An 18,665-nucleotide genomic window follows, 5' to 3' on the forward strand; every position below is an offset into this window, starting at 1 on the left:
TCAACATGAAAAAATGGTTATCCGTTTTACTAGCTTTAACATTAGCCCTTGCGCTTGCTGCTTGTGGCAAATCAGAAGAAAAATCTGAAGGTACTTCAGAAAAAGGCGGTACTACAAAATTAGTAGTTGGTGCATCTACTGTTCCACACGCTGAAATTTTAGAACAAGCAAAACCATTATTGAAAGAAAAAGGAATCGATCTGGAAATTACAACTTTCACTGACTATGTATTACCAAACAAAGCATTGGCTTCAAAAGAATTAGATGCTAACTACTTCCAGCACATCCCTTACTTAGAATCTCAAAACAAAGAATTTAACTACGGATTTGTTAACGCTGGCGGCATTCACATCGAGCCAATCGGTGTCTATTCTAAAAAGTACAAAAAGTTAAGTGACCTTCCAAAGGGTGCTCACTTAATTATGAGTAACTCTGTAGCTGACCATGGCCGTCTACTTTCATTACTAGAAGCACAAGGATTAATTAAGCTAAAAGATGGCATTGATAAAACAAAAGCTGAATTAAAAGATGTTGTTGAAAATCCAAAGGATTTAAAATTTGATGCAAACTATGAAGCGAAGCTTTTACCACAAATCTTCAATAATGGTGAAGGTGATGCAGTCCTAATTAACTCTAACTATGCAATTGATGCTGGATTAAACCCTGTGAAGGATTCTATTGCAATTGAAGATAAAGAATCTCCTTACGTGAACGTGATTGCTGTGCGTAAAGGTGACGAAAACAAACCTGCGATTAAAGCACTTGTAGAAGTTCTTCATTCAAAAAAAATTCAAGACTTCATTCTTGATAAATATAAAGGTGCAGTTGTACCTGTTTCTGAATAAGAATCGAACGATATTAAATAAGAAGAAAATAGGAAAAGTCAGTGATTTACTCACTGACTTTTTGTATTTCTGAAGTCATACATGAAACGTCATTATTGGGTAAAAATAGAAGAGATATTGCACCCAAAATCACTTGGCAAATGCTGAAAGAATAAGGTATGATTTTAACCGAGTGTATTTTTACATATTGGGATTAGGGATTTTTTATCAGAAAATTCTTTAAAAGACACTTCTTATTCTCAATTAGCAACAGCTTAATGAAAATAGGGGTATTGTTTTTACTGTTTAGGAGTTGCTAATACATTTCATTTGTTATAAGATTGTAATGAGAATAAAATGAGAATAGAGTTACAGACCAATCCCGGTCTGCATGATACAACACTTTCTTTTCGGAGGTATAGATATGGCTGGATCAACTTTAACGATCAAAGATTTACATGTAGAAATTGATGGGAAAGAAATTATTAAAGGATTAAACCTTGAAGTAAAAGGTGGAGAAATCCATGCAATCATGGGTCCTAACGGAACTGGTAAATCCACTTTATCATCTGCAATTATGGGTCACCCTAAATATGAAGTAACTAGCGGCAGCATTGTTTTAGATGGTGAAAATGTTCTTGAAATGGAAGTAGATGAGCGCGCTCGTGCAGGTCTATTCCTAGCAATGCAATACCCAAGTGAAATCAACGGCGTAACAAATGCCGATTTTTTACGTTCAGCATTAAATAGCCGCCTTGGCGAAGGAAACGAAATTTCCCTCATGAAATTCATCCGTAAGATGGATAAACAAATGGAATTCCTTGAAATGGATTTAGATATGGCTCAGCGCTACCTTAACGAAGGTTTCTCTGGTGGAGAGAAGAAGCGTAACGAAATCTTACAATTAATGATGTTAGAACCAAAAATTGCGATCCTAGATGAAATTGACTCAGGTCTAGATATCGACGCATTAAAAGTTGTTTCTAAAGGTATCAATGAAATGCGTGGCGAAGAATTCGGATGCCTAGTTATTACTCACTATCAACGTCTTTTAGACTATATCACTCCTGACTATGTACACGTTATGATGCAGGGCCGTATCGTAAAATCAGGCGGACCAGAGCTAGCACAACGCTTAGAAGCAGAAGGATATGACTGGATCAAACAAGAGCTTGGAATTGAAGATGAAACAGTTGGGCAAGAAGCGTAAGAGAGTGTTAGGAGGATTACAATGACAACAGAAACAAAATTACCATTTGATAAGGGTTTTGTAAGCTCCTTTTCGAAAGAAATGAACGAGCCTGCTTGGTTTGAAGCGTTCCGTCTCAAAGCATTAGAGAGTTTTGAACAACTGCCAATGCCAAGACCTGATAAAACAAAAATTGATAAATGGAATTTCACTCAGTTTGATCAACATACAGTTAAAAGTGCAGCGTATGCTTCACTTGCTGAACTGCCAGAAGAAGTAAAGGCATTAGTTGATGTAGATGCAGCTGATAAAAACCTATATATTCAAAGGAACCAAACTCCTGCCTTTTTATCTCTATCAGAAGAATTAAAGAATAAGGGAGTTATCTTTACAGACATTTTTACAGCAGCAAGAGAGCACGGAGAGCTGTTGAAAAGATACTATATGACACAAGCTATTAATGCTGATGAGCACCGTCTTACAGCTCTTCATGCGGCATTAGTGAACGGTGGGGTGTTCTTATACATTCCAAAAAACGTTGAAATTGCTGAACCTATTCAAGCGGTTTACGTTCATGATCATGCTGAGGCTAACCTTTTTAACCACGTGATTGTTGTTGCAGAAGATAATGGCTCAGTTACTTATGTTGAAAACTATATTTCAACGATTGAAGAATCAAATTCAATCGTAAACATCCTTACAGAGGTTATCGCTAATGCGAATGCGAAAGTTGTTTACGGTGCAGTGGATTATCTTGCAAAAGGAACAACTACGTATGTTAACCGCCGTGGTGTTGCTGGAAGAGATGCTCGTATTGAATGGGCATTAGGATTAATGAACGAAGGTAACACTATTTCTGAAAACACAACCAACCTAATTGGTGACGGTTCATACGGTGATACAAAAACAGTTGTCGTTGGCCGTGGCGAACAAACGCAAAACTTTACGACAAAGGTTGTTCACTTTGGCAAGAACAGCGAAGGGTATATCTTAAAGCATGGAGTTATGAAGGACAGTGCGACATCCATTTTTAATGGTATTGGAAAAATTGAGCATGGTGCTTCTAAATCAAATGCAGAGCAAGAATCTCGCGTATTAATGCTTAGCGAAAAAGCACGTGGAGATGCCAACCCAATTCTTCTAATTGATGAAGATGATGTAACTGCAGGTCACGCAGCTTCTGTCGGCCGAGTGGATAAAGTACAGCTTTACTACTTAATGAGCCGTGGTATTCCTAAGCATGAAGCAGAGCGCTTAATCATTCATGGATTCCTTGCACCAGTTGTTAACCAGCTACCAATAGAAGGAGTTAAGAAACAGCTGACTGAAGTGATCGAAAGGAAAGTACGCTAATGAATATCCATGATATTCGTAAACAGTTTCCGATCCTAGACCAAGAAGTGAACGGCAAGCCGTTGGTGTATCTGGATAGTTCAGCTACATCACAGAAGCCGCTTCAAGTGATTGAGGCAGTTGATAAATATTACCGTGAAATCAATTCCAATGTCCATCGTGGTGTGCATACATTAGGAACAAGAGCGACGGATGCCTATGAAGGGGCACGTGAAAAGGTCCGTAAATTTATCAACGCAAAATCGATACAAGAGATTATTTTTACAAGAGGTACAACGACTTCTATTAATACGATTGCAGCTAGTTATGCAGCGGCTAATCTTAAAGAAGGCGATGAAATTGTTATCACTTATATGGAGCACCACAGTAATATTATCCCGTGGCAGCAAGTGGCTAGACGGACTGGTGCCCAGTTAAAATATATTCCGCTCCAAGAGGACGGAACCATCTCACTTGATGATGTTCGTGCAACGATTACTGCAAACACGAGAGTTGTATCTGTGATGCAGGTATCGAATGTACTTGGCGTCATCAATCCAGTGAAGGAAATTGCTCAAATTGCCCATGAAAATGGGGCCATCATGGTGGTAGATGGTGCTCAGAGTGCACCTCATATGAAAATTGATGTACAGGATTTGGATTGTGATTTCCTTGCATTCTCTGGTCATAAAATGTGCGCTCCTACAGGCATCGGTGTTCTTTATGGGAAGAAACATTTACTTGAAAACATGGAGCCAATTGAGTTTGGCGGTGAGATGATTGATTTCGTGCAATTGCAGGAATCAACGTGGAAAGAGCTTCCATGGAAATTCGAAGGTGGAACACCTATTATTGCAGGTGCGATTGGTCTAGGAGCCGCTATCGACTTTTTGACAGAGGTTGGATTAGACAACATTGCAGAGCACGAACATAAGCTGGCTGCCTATGCGTTAGACAAAATGTCTGTCGTTGAAGGTATGACAATTTATGGTCCGCTTGATGCAGCAAAGCGGGCAGGACTTATTACTTTTAATTTAACAGACGTACATCCACACGATGTAGCAACTGTGCTAGATGCAGAAGGAATTGCTGTCCGTGCCGGACATCACTGCGCACAGCCGCTGATGAGATGGCTTAAGGCTTCAGCAACTGCTAGAGCAAGTTTCTATTTATACAATTCTGAAGAGGATATTGATAAACTCGTTGAAGGGCTTGTCAAAACAAAGGAGTATTTCAGCGATGTCTTCTAATTTAGATGCACTATACCGTCAAGTAATTATGGATCATTATAAAAATCCCCGGAACCGTGGTGTTTTGGAGGATGGCAGCCACACGATTAATATGAATAACCCTACATGTGGAGACCGCATTCAATTGAGCCTCAAGGTGGAAAATGGAATTGTGGTTGACGCAAAGCAAGAAGGGGAAGGCTGTTCTATCTCAATGTCTTCCGCATCTATGATGACCCAAGCAATTAAAGGGAAAAAGATCGAAGAGGCATTGAAAATGTCAAAGATCTTCTCTGAAATGATGCAAGGGAAAGAGTATGATGATGATATTGATTTAGGTGATATTGAGGCCCTTCAGGGGGTTGCCAAGTTTCCTGCCCGCATCAAATGTGCCACGTTAGCGTGGAAGGCGATGGAAAAAGGCTTGAAGGAAGAAGAACAAGAATAAACGAAACAGCGGTTTTGAAACTGGACTGATATCCAGCTCCAGCGCCTAGCCCCTCGAGGTCAAATAACCTCACCCCAATGAAGTCAAAGTGCGGACTTCATTGGGGTGAGAACATTTGCTTGTCGGGGCTGACCAAGGCGCTTCCGCTTTAAAAAGGAGGAACACGAGATGGCTAAAAAAATGCCAGAAATCGGTGATTATAAATATGGTTTTGCCGATAAAGACGTTTCCATATTCCGATCTAAACGTGGTTTGACACGTGAAATAGTTGAAGAGATTTCTAAGCTGAAGAGTGAACCACAATGGATGCTCGACTTCCGTTTAAAATCACTTGAGCATTTCTATAATATGCCAATGCCACAATGGGGCGGAGATTTGGGTTCGTTAAACTTTGATGAAATTACGTATTACGTAAAACCATCTGAGAAATCGGAGAAATCATGGGATGAAGTACCTGAGGAAATCAAGGCAACATTTGATAAGTTGGGTATTCCTGAAGCGGAGCAAAAGTATCTTGCTGGTGTATCCGCACAATACGAATCAGAGGTTGTTTATCATAACATGAAGGAAGACCTTGAAGCACTTGGAATCGTATTTAAAGATACAGATTCTGCGCTTAAAGAAAATGAAGACATTTTCCGTGAGCACTGGGCTAAGGTAATCCCTCCGACTGATAATAAATTTGCGGCATTGAATTCAGCTGTTTGGTCTGGTGGTTCATTTATTTATGTGCCTCCAGGTATAAAAGTAGATACTCCTTTACAGGCGTATTTCCGTATTAACTCTGAAAACATGGGACAATTTGAGCGTACGTTAATCATCGTTGATGAAGGTGCACATGTTCACTATGTTGAAGGCTGTACTGCCCCTGTTTATACAACGAACTCACTTCACAGTGCAGTTGTTGAAATTATCATTAAAAAAGATGCTTATTGCCGTTACACAACGATCCAAAACTGGGCTAACAACGTATTTAACCTAGTAACCAAGCGTGCAGTTTGTGAAGCAAACGCAACAATGGAATGGATTGACGGAAACATCGGTTCTAAGTTAACAATGAAATATCCAGCCGTTATTTTAAAAGGTGAAGGTGCTCGTGGTATGACTTTATCGATTGCGATTGCAGGTAAAGGTCAGCACCAGGATGCTGGAGCAAAAATGATTCATTTAGCTCCTAATACATCCTCAACGATTGTATCTAAATCCATTTCTAAGCATGGCGGTAAAGTAACCTATCGTGGAGTCGTTCACTTCGGGCGTAAAGCGGAAGGTGCTCGTGCAAACATTGAGTGTGATACATTGATTATGGATAATCAATCTACATCAGATACAATTCCATATAATGAAATCCTTAATGACAACATTTCACTTGAGCACGAAGCGAAGGTTTCTAAAGTATCAGAAGAGCAGCTTTTCTACTTAATGAGCCGTGGTATTTCTGAACAGGAAGCAACTGAAATGATCGTTATGGGCTTCATTGAGCCATTCACGAAAGAATTACCAATGGAATATGCCGTTGAAATGAACCGTCTAATCAAGTTCGAGATGGAAGGTTCTATCGGTTAATATTTTACAAACGAAACCCGCCCGCTGGCTATAGCTGGCGGGTTTTTGTATGGTATTATTAATAACGGGGGGGTGAGTGAATTGATTTATATCGGTGTAACGGGCTGGGGAGACCATGACAGCTTATACACAAGCGGGATTTCCTCACGGGACAAGCTGAAAGAATACGCAGGCCATTTTCCAATCGTTGAGGTAGATTCTGCTTTTTATGCAATTCAGCCCAAGCGGAATGCGGAGAAGTGGATGCAGGACACCCCTGAGAGCTTCCAGTTCATCGTTAAAGCCTATCAAGGCATGACTGGGCATATTCGTGGGGAGATTCCCTTTGAAAGCAAACAAGAGATGTTTCTGGCCTTTAAAGACTCTTTACAGCCCTATATAGAAAAAAATAAACTCGCTATGGTCCTATTTCAATTTCCCCCGTGGTTTAGCTGCAAACGAGAAAATGTTGATTACTTGCGATGGTGTAAACAACAAATGGATGACATTCCTTGTGCATTAGAATTCAGGCACCAATCATGGTTTGCCCCTCCATATCAACAAAAGACCCTTGATTTTATGAAACAAGAGAATTGGATTCACAGTATTTGCGATGAACCACAGGCGGGTCAAGGCTCTGTTCCCACCGTTTTAACCGCCGCAGGCAACAATATGGTCCTAGTAAGATTCCACGGCCGAAATGTTCATGGCTGGCAAAAGAGGAACGCAGAAAACTGGCGAGAGGTACGTTATCTTTATCGTTACAATCAAAAAGAATTAGAGGAATGGCGAGACTCAATTCTGAAGCTTACCAGAGAAACTGAACATGTTTACCTTTTGTTCAATAATAACTCTGGTGGAGATGCAGCAGATAACGCGAAGGATATGATGAAACTTTTAGACATAGACTACGAAGGACTCGCCCCAAGGCAACTAGATTTATTTTAACATAGACATTAGAAGGTGAAGTTATGGAATGGATAATATTGGTGATAGTGGGGGTACTGGCAAGCTCACTAGGATCCTTGATTGGTATGGGAGGAGGTATCATTGTTGTACCTGCCTTGCTATACTTAGCTACCCTGCCTGAATTCAGCCACCTTACACCACAGGTGGTTGTTGGTACCTCCCTTTTTACCATGATTTTTACTGGCCTTTCCTCCACACTTGCTTATATGAAACTAAAAACGGTTGATTATAAGAGTGGATTAATTTTCTTAATTGGAAGTGGCCCCGGTAGCATTCTTGGTGCATGGGTTACAGAGAAACTAGATTTGCATTCATTTAATCTTTATTTTGGATTATTTATTATTTTTGTATCTTTTGTTTTAATGATCAAAGATAAATTGAAACCTCTTCCTTTTCGTAAAGATAAGGGAGTTATTCGGCAATTTACTGATAATATCGGAAGAAACTTTGAATATGGTTTCAGTCCCATTGTTGCCATTCTAATATCCTTTGTCGTTGGATTTCTGTCCGGAATTTTTGGAATTGGCGGCGGCTCCTTAATGGTTCCGACCATGATTATTTTGTTTTTCTTCCCGCCACATGTTGCAGTGGCGACATCTATGTTTATGATTCTACCCACAGCGATCTTAAGTTCCATCACACATATCGCTTTGGGCAATGTGAATTGGCTTTATGCATTGGCATTAGTGCCTGGTGCTTGGATAGGTGCTAAGGTAGGAGTATTCTTAAATACGAAGCTAAAAAGCAAAACGATTGTCTGGATTATAAGAATTATTCTAATCGTTGTAGGAGTAAGATTAATGTATCAAGGAATAACAGGGTAAAGGTGAAAGATGGAAACAATACATATTTTTCATACGAATGATATACACAGCCATTTAGAGCACTGGCCGCGGATTCAACAGTTTCTCATAGAAAAGCGAGAGCTGCTCCAGAAGACAGGGGAAGAGGTTTTCTTATTTGATATCGGAGACTTTCTTGATCGTTGGCATCCTTTTACAGATGCAACAATGGGCAAGGGAAATGTAGCTCTTTTAAACGAGTGTCAGTATACAGCTGTGACCATTGGAAATAACGAGGGGATTAATCTTCCGTTCAATGATTTGAATCATCTGTATGATGAAGCAAAATTTGACGTGTTACTTGCTAACCTTTATACAAATGAAGCTGAATATCCTTCATGGGCTCATCCTTATAAAATTTATCATACAATTCAAGGGACAAAAATAGGGGTATTAGGATTAACAGCACCGTTTACTCATCTCTATGAACTACTGGGCTGGCAAATGACAGACCCAATGGAAGAATTGAAAAAGTGGGTCCCGTATATGAAAGAAAATGCAGACGTTCTGATTCTTCTTTCCCACCTAGGATTACATGACGATGAAAAAATTGCTGCACAATTTCCTGAAATCGATGTAATTTTAGGTGCCCATACCCATCATTTCCTTGAACATGGAGAGATGATTAAAAATGTTTTACTTGGTGCAGCAGGAAAGCATGGAAACTTCGTCGGTCATGTGACACTTCAATTAAATGAGAAAAAAGAGCTTGTTCAAAAAGATGCGATTCTATACGAATTCAACAAGCTGCCGGCTGTTGCAGATGAACAAAAAAAGATTGATTTCTTTTTAGAAAAAGGAAAGGACATGTTAAGCGAGAAAATTACGTCCATTTCCGTACCATTACAAAGTGATCCCTTTCATGAAACAAACTTTTCTATCTTGCTTTGTGAAGCATTAAGGGAATGGTGTCAGGCAGATTGTGCGGTGGTAAATGCGGGACTCCTGCTTGGCTCATTATCAGGGGAGGTAACAGAGTATGATTTGCTCTCTGTTTGTCCACATCCGATTAATCCGTGTGTCATTGAGGTTACGGGTATAGAATTGACCTCCATCCTCGAGCAGACACAGGACGAAGCGTTACACCATAAACACATAAAGGGTTTAGGATTTAGGGGAAAGGTGTTAGGAATGTTTGTTTATGACCAAATTGACTTTCTTGATGATGGGATTTCGATCAATGGGAGCAAATTGGAGCTTGAAAGGACTTATAAACTAGCTCTCCCTGATATGTTCACCTTTGGACATTTTTTCAAAGATATCCTTCCGAAAAAAGAAAAAACGTATTTCTTGCCTGAGTTTTTACGGGACTTATTAAAGTGGAAGCTGGAAAAATAACAATACACTCTTTTTCCGAACTCATCATAGAGTGATAGTGAGGAAAGGAGTGTAGGGAAATTGATTGATCTTTCGCCAATTGAAATTAACGGCCATACCTTTTTGGCTGTATCTGTTTTACTTCCAAAAACAACATTGCTTGCAGTGACAAGCGATAAGGGATATATTATGTGCGGTGCTTTAGATGTAGGATTATTAAATGAAAAATTAAAGGACCGTAAAATTATTGCCGGCCGAGCTGTCGGTGTAAGAACTATTGATCAGCTTCTAAATGCTCCACTGGAATCAGTCACATTTGAAGCGGAAGAATTGGGAATTCACCAAGGTATGATTGGTAAGGATGCTTTATTGAAGATGGTTTAAAAGCTTGCTGAGGACAGCAGGCTTTTTTTTAGATTTGTCATAAAATTTGTTACAGCCACAGTCATAGATATTTTTCTAGATCTATTTTTTAGAGCAAGCAGAAGTAAAAAGTAGAAGTAGCCGGTGTCTAGATGTACTTTTTAGAGCAAGAAAAGGTAATAAGTAGAAGTAGCCAATGTCTAGATCTATTTTTTAGAGCAAGCAGAAGCAAAAAGTAGAAGTAGCCGGTGTCTAGATGTACTTTTTAGAGCAAGAAAAGGTAAAAAGTAGAAGTAGCCAATGTTTAGATCTATTTTTTAGAGCAAGTAGAAGCAAAAAGTAGAAGTAGCCAGGGGCTAGAACTACTTTATTGTATGACTTTGTTAAATTTGTCTGTTGATTTCAGTTCCAATCAACAGGATTAAATAATCAATATAGCCTCTTTTATTGGGCTAGTTCACCTTTTCACAGCATACATATAGCATGAAGGGGTGATTGTCTTTGGCCAAATTTCGCAGGCGCCTTACTAAAAGAGGACCGCTGCCTTTCCGATATGTCATGCTGCTAACCTTTGTATTTTTTCTTTTTTCGACGGCAACTGGCTTATGGCTCGTTAATAGAGGGATTGAACCGACTTTAATGCGATATGCAGAATCAGAAACGCGAAATATTGCGTCGCTGGTCATTAATCGGGCCATTACCAAGCGAACAACAAATGTGGGAGACAACAATGAGGTAATTAAAATTGTGCCAGGGAGTAATGGAAAAGGGCAAAATGCCCAACTGAATACAGATTTAATCAATCGTGTATTGGCTGAAACAACTGCGCAAATTCAAAAGAACCTAAAAACAGCCAAAAGGGGTGAAATTGCCTTACTAGAGACGGATGTAGAAATCGAAACGGAAAATACGGCAAAGGAGGACGGAATTGTCTGGTATGTTCCATTAGGTCAAGCAACAAATATTTCTTTGTTGGGGAATATTGGACCCAAAATACCAGTCAAATTTCATGCCATTGGTGAAGTAGAACCGGATGTCCATATCCAAACAAAGGAAATGGGGATCAATAATACGTGGGTAGAGGTTTCTGTTGATATAGTAGTGTCCGTTCAAATTATTACTCCTTTTGCAACTAAAATTACTAAGTTAAAACAAAGCATACCAGTAGGTGGTTCATTGGTAGAGGGAGAGGTTCCGCAATTCTACAATGGAGGCGGAGGCAGTGTCACGCCATCTATTCAAATACCAGAAAAGAATACCGACACCAAAACCAAATCCGAAACGAAAAAGTCTGGAAATTAGTAAGAGGCCGACCAGGAGTCAGCCTCTATTTTTTACGCAAATTTATTCGTTCTAGACGTTTCCACTTGGCTAAATGAGGATAGGGGTCAAAGGACCACTCTGTAATCCCATTGTCCTTATACATTCCGTAATGTAAATGCGGTGGGAATTTTCCAGAGGTTCCTGGAGGACCGTATCCGGAGCTGCCCACACCGCCAATGACCATTCCTGGTTCAACGATTTGCCCGACTTTTAAATCTTTAGCGAATCCGCTGAGATGGGCAAAATAATGATACGTATTATTAATATCACGAATGCCGATTCTCCAACCGCCAAATTTATTCCAGCCTTTCATCTCGATTATGCCATAGTTCGTTGCGCGAACGGGTACCCCGTACCCTGCGAAGATATCTGTACCTTCATGAATTCTTCTTCCACCCCAGCCGCGTGCATCTCCCCAAGTGCTCCGATAACTATGATTGCTGCGAATAGGGACTGGGAATACTTGGGTATCTAAATTGAGTCGTCCGAAATGTCGGTATATCTTAGCCTTACCAGCAATAATTCCCACTGTTCTATCACGATGATAGTAATTCCACAGACCGATTTTTATATTATCAGGGTCTACTCCGTAAGAAAGAAGATAATGGGCAAATGCGTATAATACGTCCTCATCGCTCTTAAGGCTTGCTTTTCCATCTCCGTCTCCATCCACACCCATCCCATCAAAAAATTGAATAGCAGCTGGATTCACTTCATCAGGATTGGGATTGGTTAGACCTGCCCATTGCTCGGGACGAAAGTAGATCCCAATTACGCTATCTGGCTTGGGCAAGTCTCTGCGGACTTGTCGGATGCTTCTTTCGTATTGATCGATGGCTGCTAAATAATACCATGGAATTTGAGTGACCGTTTCAACCTTTTTATAAAGCTTCATTCTTTCCTGATATGGATCAGGTTCCTCTGCATGAGCATTCCTCAGTGCAAGGGAAGAGGTGAAAAATAAAAGGAAAGTTCCAATAATCAGAACAGCCCGCAAAAGGAATCCTCCTTCCCAATTAATGTACATGTTTAGTTTATGGATAATAAGCTATTTCATTATCGCTAATAATTGGTAATGCAATAATAATCTACTTGCTTGTCGTTCCTTAACTAGTATGGTAAAGTGACAAATGAAGAACTCACTTACCATACATATGAATGGGATTTTAAGGGGTGTAATAATGAGTAAGAAAGAAGAAATTCTGCGAAAGCCTGAGTGGCTTAAAATAAAGCTTAATACAAACGAGACGTACACAGGGCTAAAGAAAATGATGCGTGAAAAGAATCTTCATACTGTGTGTGAAGAAGCTCGCTGTCCAAACATTCATGAATGCTGGGCAGTAAGACGTACTGCAACCTTCATGATACTTGGTGACACCTGTACGCGTGCCTGCCGGTTTTGTGCGGTTAAGACTGGGCTACCAACTGAATTGGATTTACAAGAGCCGGAGAGAGTGGCGGATTCTGTTCAACTTATGAACTTAAAGCACGTGGTTGTTACAGCGGTAGCTCGTGATGATCTAAAGGACGGCGGCGCTGCTGTTTTTGCTGAAACCGTTCGTGCTATTCGTCGCAAAAACCCATTTACTAGCATTGAGGTACTCCCTTCCGATATGGGTGGAAAAGAAGAGAACCTAAGGATGTTAATGGATGCGAAACCAGATATCTTAAACCATAATATTGAAACGGTTAGACGTTTAACACCAAGAGTAAGAGCCCGTGCAAAATACGATCGTTCACTTGAATTCCTTCGTCGTGCGAAAGAAATGCAGCCAAGCATTCCTACCAAATCAAGTTTAATGATCGGAATTGGAGAAACAAAAGAAGAAATTCTAGAAGTGATGGATGATTTAAGAGCAAACCATGTAGATATTATGACTATTGGTCAATACCTACAACCTACAAAGAGTCATTTAAAAGTGGAAAAATACTACCATCCTGATGAGTTTAAAGAATTACAAGAGATTGCACTAAGTAAGGGCTTCAGTCACTGTGAAGCAGGTCCACTTGTTCGGTCATCTTATCATGCAGACGAGCAAGTAAATGCTGCAGCGAAACACAAGCAGTTACTTGGAGAAAAAGAAGCAAAGGAAGCATAAAAATAATGAGAGAGGTTGAGACTGAGGTCAACCTCTCTTTGTTATTATTTTTACTTACTTATGCATGTTAGGTCTCTTAAGATTCATATCGTCAGCGGTTTCGCCATTTTCATTTTCACTTGCATTCAAACGCATACCTTGAGGGGATTTTTTCATTTGTGCAATAAGCTCTGTAACTGCGTGACGAGAATTTCGACTGTTAGAGTCAAGGTTCGCCAGGTTTTCAACGTCGCGCATTAATGTTTTATTATCTGTTACATATACGTGGTAGTATCTTGGTACAACTGACAATGCTGTTTTCTTCACTTGGTCGGCAGTTCTATTTCGATCTTTTGTGTCTGTATCATAGGCAATTAACACTTCCTGGTCAGTAACAAGAGTGGCCACATCGTGTACATTAGGATTATTTACACTATATTTACTAATGATATTGGCAAGCTGCTCACGGTTTAAAGCGGTATAGCCGTCATTTGCAGTATTATCGTTCATCAATGGGCTTTTTTGGTGACGGACAAATCCATAATTGTCACTAACATTTCGAACCCCACGGCTTGCTCCCTCATTGTAAAGATCGTGTCGTTTGTTATTTACATTAATGGTATTTCCGCTTTCTTCATAGACATCGCGATTTCCCATATCCTTACTACATCCAGTTAAAGCTGTTATGCTACATAATCCAGCGATTATGATAAATTTTTTCAACATAAACACCTCCTTTTATTAGAATGGCCAATGTTCTGTTTTTTTTTCTTAGTAATTGATGGGGAATCGGTTATAATGGGTAGTAGGAAATGGCTGGGATAACTGAGGTGAAAAGTATGATCGTAATAAACAATACCGCTTATGAAATTCTTCAAGAATATCGGGATGGGTATAATGAAGAGGCTTTTAAATCAAGGTATAGTGATATTTTATCTAGGTATGATTATGTTGTAGGTGATTGGGGATACGGGCAGCTTCGCCTAAAGGGATTCTTTGATGACCAAAATCAAAAAGCTACTTTTGATACAAAAATAAGCACGTTAAGTGAATACCTTTATGAATATTGCAACTTTGGCTGTGCATACTTTGTTTTAAAAAAAGTGAAAAAATAAAAGAGGATGTCCCAAGGGGTCTGACCTCACGTTTATTTCTCATATATAGTGAATCTTTAGGAAAAGTTCAGCTATAAATATGAGGTTGTGGGGTCTGACACTTTGTTTCGGGACATCCTCTTTTTGTTTTATTCGTTGTAAGGCGCCTGTGTCTCCGTTTCAGGATCATCGTGAGGCGGGTGTGCTCCGTCCATCTGTCTAGGCAAACCTTCATGCAGAGATTTATATTCATAATTAAATGCACTATAGTAACGTTGTCCCTTTTCCCAGGGAGTGCTTTTATTTTCTACTGGTTGGAATTTTCCTCGAGGAGCTCCATAGGCGCCTTCAGGAAGATCCTCAACAGTTAGGAAATTTCTTTGTGCTTCCACATTTGAAAAATCATGATATTGTTCTGAATCTTTATCTGCCATGATATACACACTCCTTTACCAACTATTATTTGAAAAAAAGTGTGTAATTATGAACCCTAAACTAATTCCATTAAAAAGCCACGTAATTCTTCGGCATCTGCTTCACTTAATTGAAATGCATATTCTAAATAGCCCTCTTCTTGTAAATCATCCAATCCAATAATAGCAAAGCGGTTTCCTTGCATATCAAGAACCAAGTGTTTACCGTAATGACGGTCACTTTGGACAATCGCTAAATCAAAACGTTGGTTTTCTCCAACAAAGCTGACAAATCTTGTTTTCGTATTTTCTGTATCATCATATAAGAAAAAGCGCTCGTTCATGAAATATTCTCCTTTGATTCATACTTTTACGCATCTCTTATATAGTAACAAATAAATGGGAAGGAGGGGAGTATTGAATATTCATAATTTTTACTAGAAATTTATGGATAAAAAAACACGAATCATGTCAAATTATGCTACAATATACGTAAATCATGTATGTTGGCTTCTGAGAGGGATGAATTAAATGGTCCGTCGTTACAAAGAAAAAGTCAAAAATGTTGTTAAATGGGGAAAGATTATACTACCTCTGTCAACTATGCGCTTTTATCCACCCCAATTCATTTTAAGAAATCCTGTTTTAGAAGGGGTAAAGGCTGCTTTTACTGAGGGATGCGAGGTAGCAGTTGTTGTCTTTCATTTAAAAGATATGATTGAGTTGACAGAGCAGTTAGGACAGACCCAAAGCCATCAGTTTATCAAACATACAAAGAAGTTCTTTCGCTCAGCTGTTGAGCAAGGCGTAGATAAACAGGATGTGATTATGCTTGATGACTTTTACGGTGATGGACTAACATTGTACATAAAAGTGGATTATTCACGCCATTCTCTCTCTGAAATTGATTTGGCTATGAAAAAAATCGTCTATAGTGTAGAAAAAAATCTGCATATGGCATATCCTTTTCTCCAACCAGTCTTTAGGACTGGGTATATGTTTGTGGAAAAAAAGTATTTGTCGATACAAGACTCAATTGCAAGAGCACATAGACAGGCGATTGCTATGGCTGAAAAAAAGGTGAAGTCTGAATTTGATGAAATGGTCTATTTAATGAAAAAGATTATTTCTAAAAAGGAAATAAAATTATTAGCACAGCCTATCTTTGATGTTGCTACTGGTGAGGTCCACGCTTGGGAGATGCTTACCCGTGGTCCAACGGGCTCTGTTCTAGAAAGTCCTTTGCCGTTGTTCTCAGTAGCCAGACAAACGGGATTACTTTATGATTTAGAAATGATTGTGATTGAAAAAGTGCTGGAGCAAATAAAGGCTGCCAAGTGCCGGAAGAATATCTTTGTGAATTGTACTCCGCTCACACTTGGAAATATCCGGTTTACTCGTGATTTAAAAAAATTAATGAAGCAATTCAAAGAAATACCACCACAGCAAATCACCTTTGAAATTACAGAAAATGATTCGATTGAAGGCTTAAAAAATTTTATTTATAATATAAAAATGCTGCGCTTAATGGGCTATAAAATTGCCATGGATGATACTGGCGCAGGCTATTCAAGTTTAAGTATTATAAGTGATATCATGCCAGATATCATTAAAATTGATCGTTCCGTTATTCAGAATATAGATAAAAATTCAATTAAGGAATCGATGTTAAAAGGGCTCATGCTGGTAGCAAGAGAAGCAGGTTCCCTAGTGGTTGCTGAAGGAATTGAAAATGCGGATGAGGCATCTGTATTGACAAGAAATAACGTAGACTTAGCTCAAGGATATTTTTATGCACGACCAACCGCGTTAGTACCGGCTATTGCAACTTAGAAAAAGGAAGTGGAATTCTATGTATTTTGTAGACAGGGAAAAAATAGAAGCAACACTCGTCTATTTAGAAAAACTTATTCACCTCTTCTCACAGCAAAAGGAATGGACAACAGCTTTAGAGAAAGCGGCTTTAGAACGGTTGAATCAAATGATGATTGAGTCTGTCCTGGATGTCGGAAATGCCATGATTGACGGATTTATCATGAGAGATCCTGGCAGTTATGATGACATTATTGATATCTTAGTTGATGAAAAAGTTATTTCCGCTGAGACAGGAGATCATTTAAAGATTTTAATTCAGTATCGAAAGAATCTCGTTCAGGAATATATTTCAGTCGATCATGTAGAGCTTTACCAGCAGTTTTCAGCACATCTAAATGAGTTAGTAACTTTTGCGGGCAATATTCGTGAATATTTGACCAATGAATTAGGTCCCGTATCTGCATTTAAAAACTAATGAAGACCGTTCACTAACGGTCTTTTTCTTTTAATAAAATTTGGGTAGGATACTAATGGGAGTGATCATATGAAAAAGTATAGGGGCTATTTAATTGACCTGGATGGAACTATGTATAGAGGATCAGAGCGAATTGAAGCCGCATCTGATTTTGTAAAAAATCTACGTGACAATGGAATTCCGTATTTGTTTGTCACGAATAACTCATCAAGAACACCCGCGCAAGTAGCTGAAAAACTGGTGAGTTTTGATATTCCGGCGGAGGAGAACTTGGTATTCACAACAAGCCAGGCAACCGCCAATTTCATCTACGAACAAAAGAAAGATGCTTCTGTATATGTGATTGGTGAAGAGGGGATTCAGACAGCTATTGAAGAGAAAGGCTTTTCTTTTGCTGAAGAAGACGCTGATTATGTCGTCATAGGAATCGACCGCTCGATTACATATGAAAAATTAGCTGTGGCATGTCTAGCGGTACGTAATGGAGCAACATTTATTTCGACGAATGGCGATATAGCCATTCCAACTGAAAGAGGACTGCTGCCTGGGAATGGGTCCTTAACCTCTGTCATATCTGTCTCTACACAAACTAAGCCAATTTTTATTGGAAAACCAGAGTCGATTATAATGGAACAAGCTCTAAAGGTACTGGGTACCTCAAAAGAGGAAACACTGATGGTCGGGGATTATTATGATACCGATATATTAGCAGGAATGAATGCAGGAATGGACACCCTTTTAGTCCATACAGGAGTAACTACAAAAGAATTACTTACTGGCTACGACCGTAAGCCAACACACGTAGTGGATTCGTTGGATCAATGGAAGCTATAAAGGGGACAGTCCCCCGCCGCTTTACAGCGGCGGGGGACTGACCCCCTTATTTTTCTCTTTTTTCTTCTTGTCGGGCAGCACGGTGTGCTAGTCTGCTTGAGGCAGCGGCTGCAATGGCACCGACAATATCATCTAAAAATGTATGACATTCACCGGTGGATTTATCATTTAAATGAGCTAAAATCCCAGGCTTTAATTTATCAATGTACCCATAATTCGTAAAACCGATAGAGCCGTAAACATTTACAATAGAAAACGCAAGAATTTCATCTACTCCATACAGGCTTTCATCGGATCCAATAATTGATTGAAGAGGCTCCTCTAACATCCCTTTTTCTGCAAGCATATCAAGCTGAATTCCTGTGATAATGGCATTTTGAACTTCACGTTTTGACAGAACACGTTCTACGTTGGCTATACAGTCTTCCATTTTCAGGTTTGTATGGTACTTTTCCTGCAAAAAGAATACTAAGTCTGCCATGTCCTGAACCTCGACGCCTCTTTCCTTTAACCATTTGCGAGCTGTTTCTTCAGTTAGATCTACTTTTTTGTGGTCTGCCATCCTCTAATCACCT

The 18,665-nt window shown here is 39.4% G+C and carries 21 protein-coding genes; 16 read left to right on the top strand and 5 right to left on the bottom strand.

The genetic code is table 11. The features are described from left to right. The first annotated feature begins 5 nt into the window (after nt 1-5). The 11 genes from QE429_RS06755 (at nt 6) to yunB (ending at nt 11,360) form a co-directional block, all read left to right on the top strand. A complete protein-coding gene (locus QE429_RS06755; protein WP_307285517.1) occupies nt 6-845 on the top strand; it encodes a MetQ/NlpA family ABC transporter substrate-binding protein in 840 nt (279 codons plus the stop codon). Between the two features lie 403 nt (nt 846-1,248). Next, the gene (sufC, locus tag QE429_RS06760; RefSeq protein ID WP_307285520.1) at nt 1,249-2,034 is read left to right on the top strand and encodes a Fe-S cluster assembly ATPase SufC; all 786 of its coding nucleotides are present in this window, start codon (nt 1,249-1,251) and stop codon (nt 2,032-2,034) included. Nucleotides 2,035-2,055: 21 nt separating this feature from the next. Continuing rightward, complete coding sequence (gene sufD, locus QE429_RS06765) at nt 2,056-3,366, top strand: Fe-S cluster assembly protein SufD (RefSeq protein ID WP_307285523.1); 1,311 nt, start codon at nt 2,056-2,058, stop codon at nt 3,364-3,366. After that, nucleotides 3,366-4,595: a cysteine desulfurase gene (locus tag QE429_RS06770; protein WP_307285525.1), complete on the top strand. Its 1,230-nt coding sequence runs from the start codon at nt 3,366-3,368 to the stop codon at nt 4,593-4,595. The genes sufD and QE429_RS06770 overlap by 1 nt, the downstream gene beginning before the upstream one ends. After that, nucleotides 4,585-5,022, top strand: a complete 438-nt coding sequence (gene sufU, locus QE429_RS06775; RefSeq protein ID WP_307285527.1) for a Fe-S cluster assembly sulfur transfer protein SufU — start codon at nt 4,585-4,587, stop codon at nt 5,020-5,022. Before QE429_RS06770 ends, sufU begins: the two co-directional genes overlap by 11 nt. Before the next feature lie 168 nt (nt 5,023-5,190). Next, nucleotides 5,191-6,588, top strand: a complete 1,398-nt coding sequence (gene sufB, locus QE429_RS06780; protein WP_307285530.1) for a Fe-S cluster assembly protein SufB — start codon at nt 5,191-5,193, stop codon at nt 6,586-6,588. Nucleotides 6,589-6,669: 81 nt separating this feature from the next. Further along, nucleotides 6,670-7,515 (top strand): DUF72 domain-containing protein, encoded by an 846-nt coding sequence (locus tag QE429_RS06785; protein WP_307285532.1) that lies wholly within the window; start codon nt 6,670-6,672, stop codon nt 7,513-7,515. A gap of 23 nt (nt 7,516-7,538) precedes the next feature. Further along, nucleotides 7,539-8,360, top strand: coding sequence for a sulfite exporter TauE/SafE family protein (locus QE429_RS06790; RefSeq protein WP_307285535.1), 822 nt, complete (start codon nt 7,539-7,541; stop codon nt 8,358-8,360). Between the two features lie 9 nt (nt 8,361-8,369). After that, on the top strand, nt 8,370-9,716 hold the full coding sequence (locus tag QE429_RS06795) for a bifunctional metallophosphatase/5'-nucleotidase (RefSeq protein WP_307285538.1): 1,347 nt from the start codon (nt 8,370-8,372) through the stop codon (nt 9,714-9,716). Between the two features lie 60 nt (nt 9,717-9,776). After that, on the top strand, nt 9,777-10,079 hold the full coding sequence (locus QE429_RS06800; RefSeq protein WP_307285541.1) for a YunC family protein: 303 nt from the start codon (nt 9,777-9,779) through the stop codon (nt 10,077-10,079). A 480-nt stretch (nt 10,080-10,559) separates the two neighbouring features. Then, a complete protein-coding gene (gene yunB, locus QE429_RS06805; RefSeq protein ID WP_307285543.1) occupies nt 10,560-11,360 on the top strand; it encodes a sporulation protein YunB in 801 nt (266 codons plus the stop codon). 25 nt (nt 11,361-11,385) lie between these two features. Here yunB and QE429_RS06810 read toward each other — a convergent pair whose 3' ends face one another. Beyond that, nucleotides 11,386-12,378 carry a M23 family metallopeptidase gene (locus QE429_RS06810; RefSeq protein WP_307285545.1) on the bottom strand — a complete coding sequence of 331 codons (993 nt, stop codon included), beginning with the start codon at nt 12,376-12,378 and terminating at the stop codon, nt 11,386-11,388. Nucleotides 12,379-12,562: 184 nt separating this feature from the next. Here QE429_RS06810 and lipA point away from each other — a divergent pair, with 184 nt between their 5' ends. Continuing rightward, nucleotides 12,563-13,480, top strand: a complete 918-nt coding sequence (gene lipA / locus QE429_RS06815) for a lipoyl synthase (RefSeq protein ID WP_307285548.1) — start codon at nt 12,563-12,565, stop codon at nt 13,478-13,480. 54 nt (nt 13,481-13,534) lie between these two features. Here the strand turns inward: lipA and QE429_RS06820 are convergent, their stop codons facing one another. Then, a complete protein-coding gene (locus tag QE429_RS06820; RefSeq protein WP_373463234.1) occupies nt 13,535-14,182 on the bottom strand; it encodes a YhcN/YlaJ family sporulation lipoprotein in 648 nt (215 codons plus the stop codon). Nucleotides 14,183-14,298: 116 nt separating this feature from the next. Between QE429_RS06820 and QE429_RS06825 the strand changes: the two genes are divergently transcribed. Then, complete coding sequence (locus QE429_RS06825) at nt 14,299-14,574, top strand: YutD family protein (RefSeq protein WP_307290740.1); 276 nt, start codon at nt 14,299-14,301, stop codon at nt 14,572-14,574. Nucleotides 14,575-14,702: 128 nt separating this feature from the next. Here the strand turns inward: QE429_RS06825 and QE429_RS06830 are convergent, their stop codons facing one another. Together QE429_RS06830 and QE429_RS06835 are read right to left on the bottom strand one after the other, a co-directional pair. Next, nucleotides 14,703-14,987, bottom strand: coding sequence for a cytosolic protein (locus QE429_RS06830; protein WP_307285554.1), 285 nt, complete (start codon nt 14,985-14,987; stop codon nt 14,703-14,705). Between the two features lie 56 nt (nt 14,988-15,043). Next, nucleotides 15,044-15,310, bottom strand: coding sequence for a DUF3055 domain-containing protein (locus QE429_RS06835; RefSeq protein WP_307285556.1), 267 nt, complete (start codon nt 15,308-15,310; stop codon nt 15,044-15,046). A 187-nt stretch (nt 15,311-15,497) separates the two neighbouring features. Here QE429_RS06835 and QE429_RS06840 point away from each other — a divergent pair, with 187 nt between their 5' ends. The 3 genes from QE429_RS06840 to QE429_RS06850 all read left to right on the top strand — a co-directional run bounded on the left by QE429_RS06840 (nt 15,498) and on the right by QE429_RS06850 (nt 18,090). Next, nucleotides 15,498-16,799 (top strand): EAL domain-containing protein, encoded by a 1,302-nt coding sequence (locus QE429_RS06840; RefSeq protein WP_307285558.1) that lies wholly within the window; start codon nt 15,498-15,500, stop codon nt 16,797-16,799. A gap of 19 nt (nt 16,800-16,818) precedes the next feature. Continuing rightward, nucleotides 16,819-17,256: a DUF86 domain-containing protein gene (locus QE429_RS06845; protein ID WP_307285561.1), complete on the top strand. Its 438-nt coding sequence runs from the start codon at nt 16,819-16,821 to the stop codon at nt 17,254-17,256. A gap of 69 nt (nt 17,257-17,325) precedes the next feature. Continuing rightward, complete coding sequence (locus QE429_RS06850) at nt 17,326-18,090, top strand: TIGR01457 family HAD-type hydrolase (protein WP_307285563.1); 765 nt, start codon at nt 17,326-17,328, stop codon at nt 18,088-18,090. Nucleotides 18,091-18,136: 46 nt separating this feature from the next. Here QE429_RS06850 and QE429_RS06855 read toward each other — a convergent pair whose 3' ends face one another. Then, nucleotides 18,137-18,652 (bottom strand): phosphatidylglycerophosphatase A family protein, encoded by a 516-nt coding sequence (locus QE429_RS06855; RefSeq protein WP_307285565.1) that lies wholly within the window; start codon nt 18,650-18,652, stop codon nt 18,137-18,139. Between the last annotated feature and the right edge of the window lie 13 nt (nt 18,653-18,665).

It is taken from the genome of Bacillus sp. SORGH_AS_0510 (assembly GCF_030818775.1).
Classification (GTDB): domain Bacteria; phylum Bacillota; class Bacilli; order Bacillales; family Cytobacillaceae; genus Neobacillus.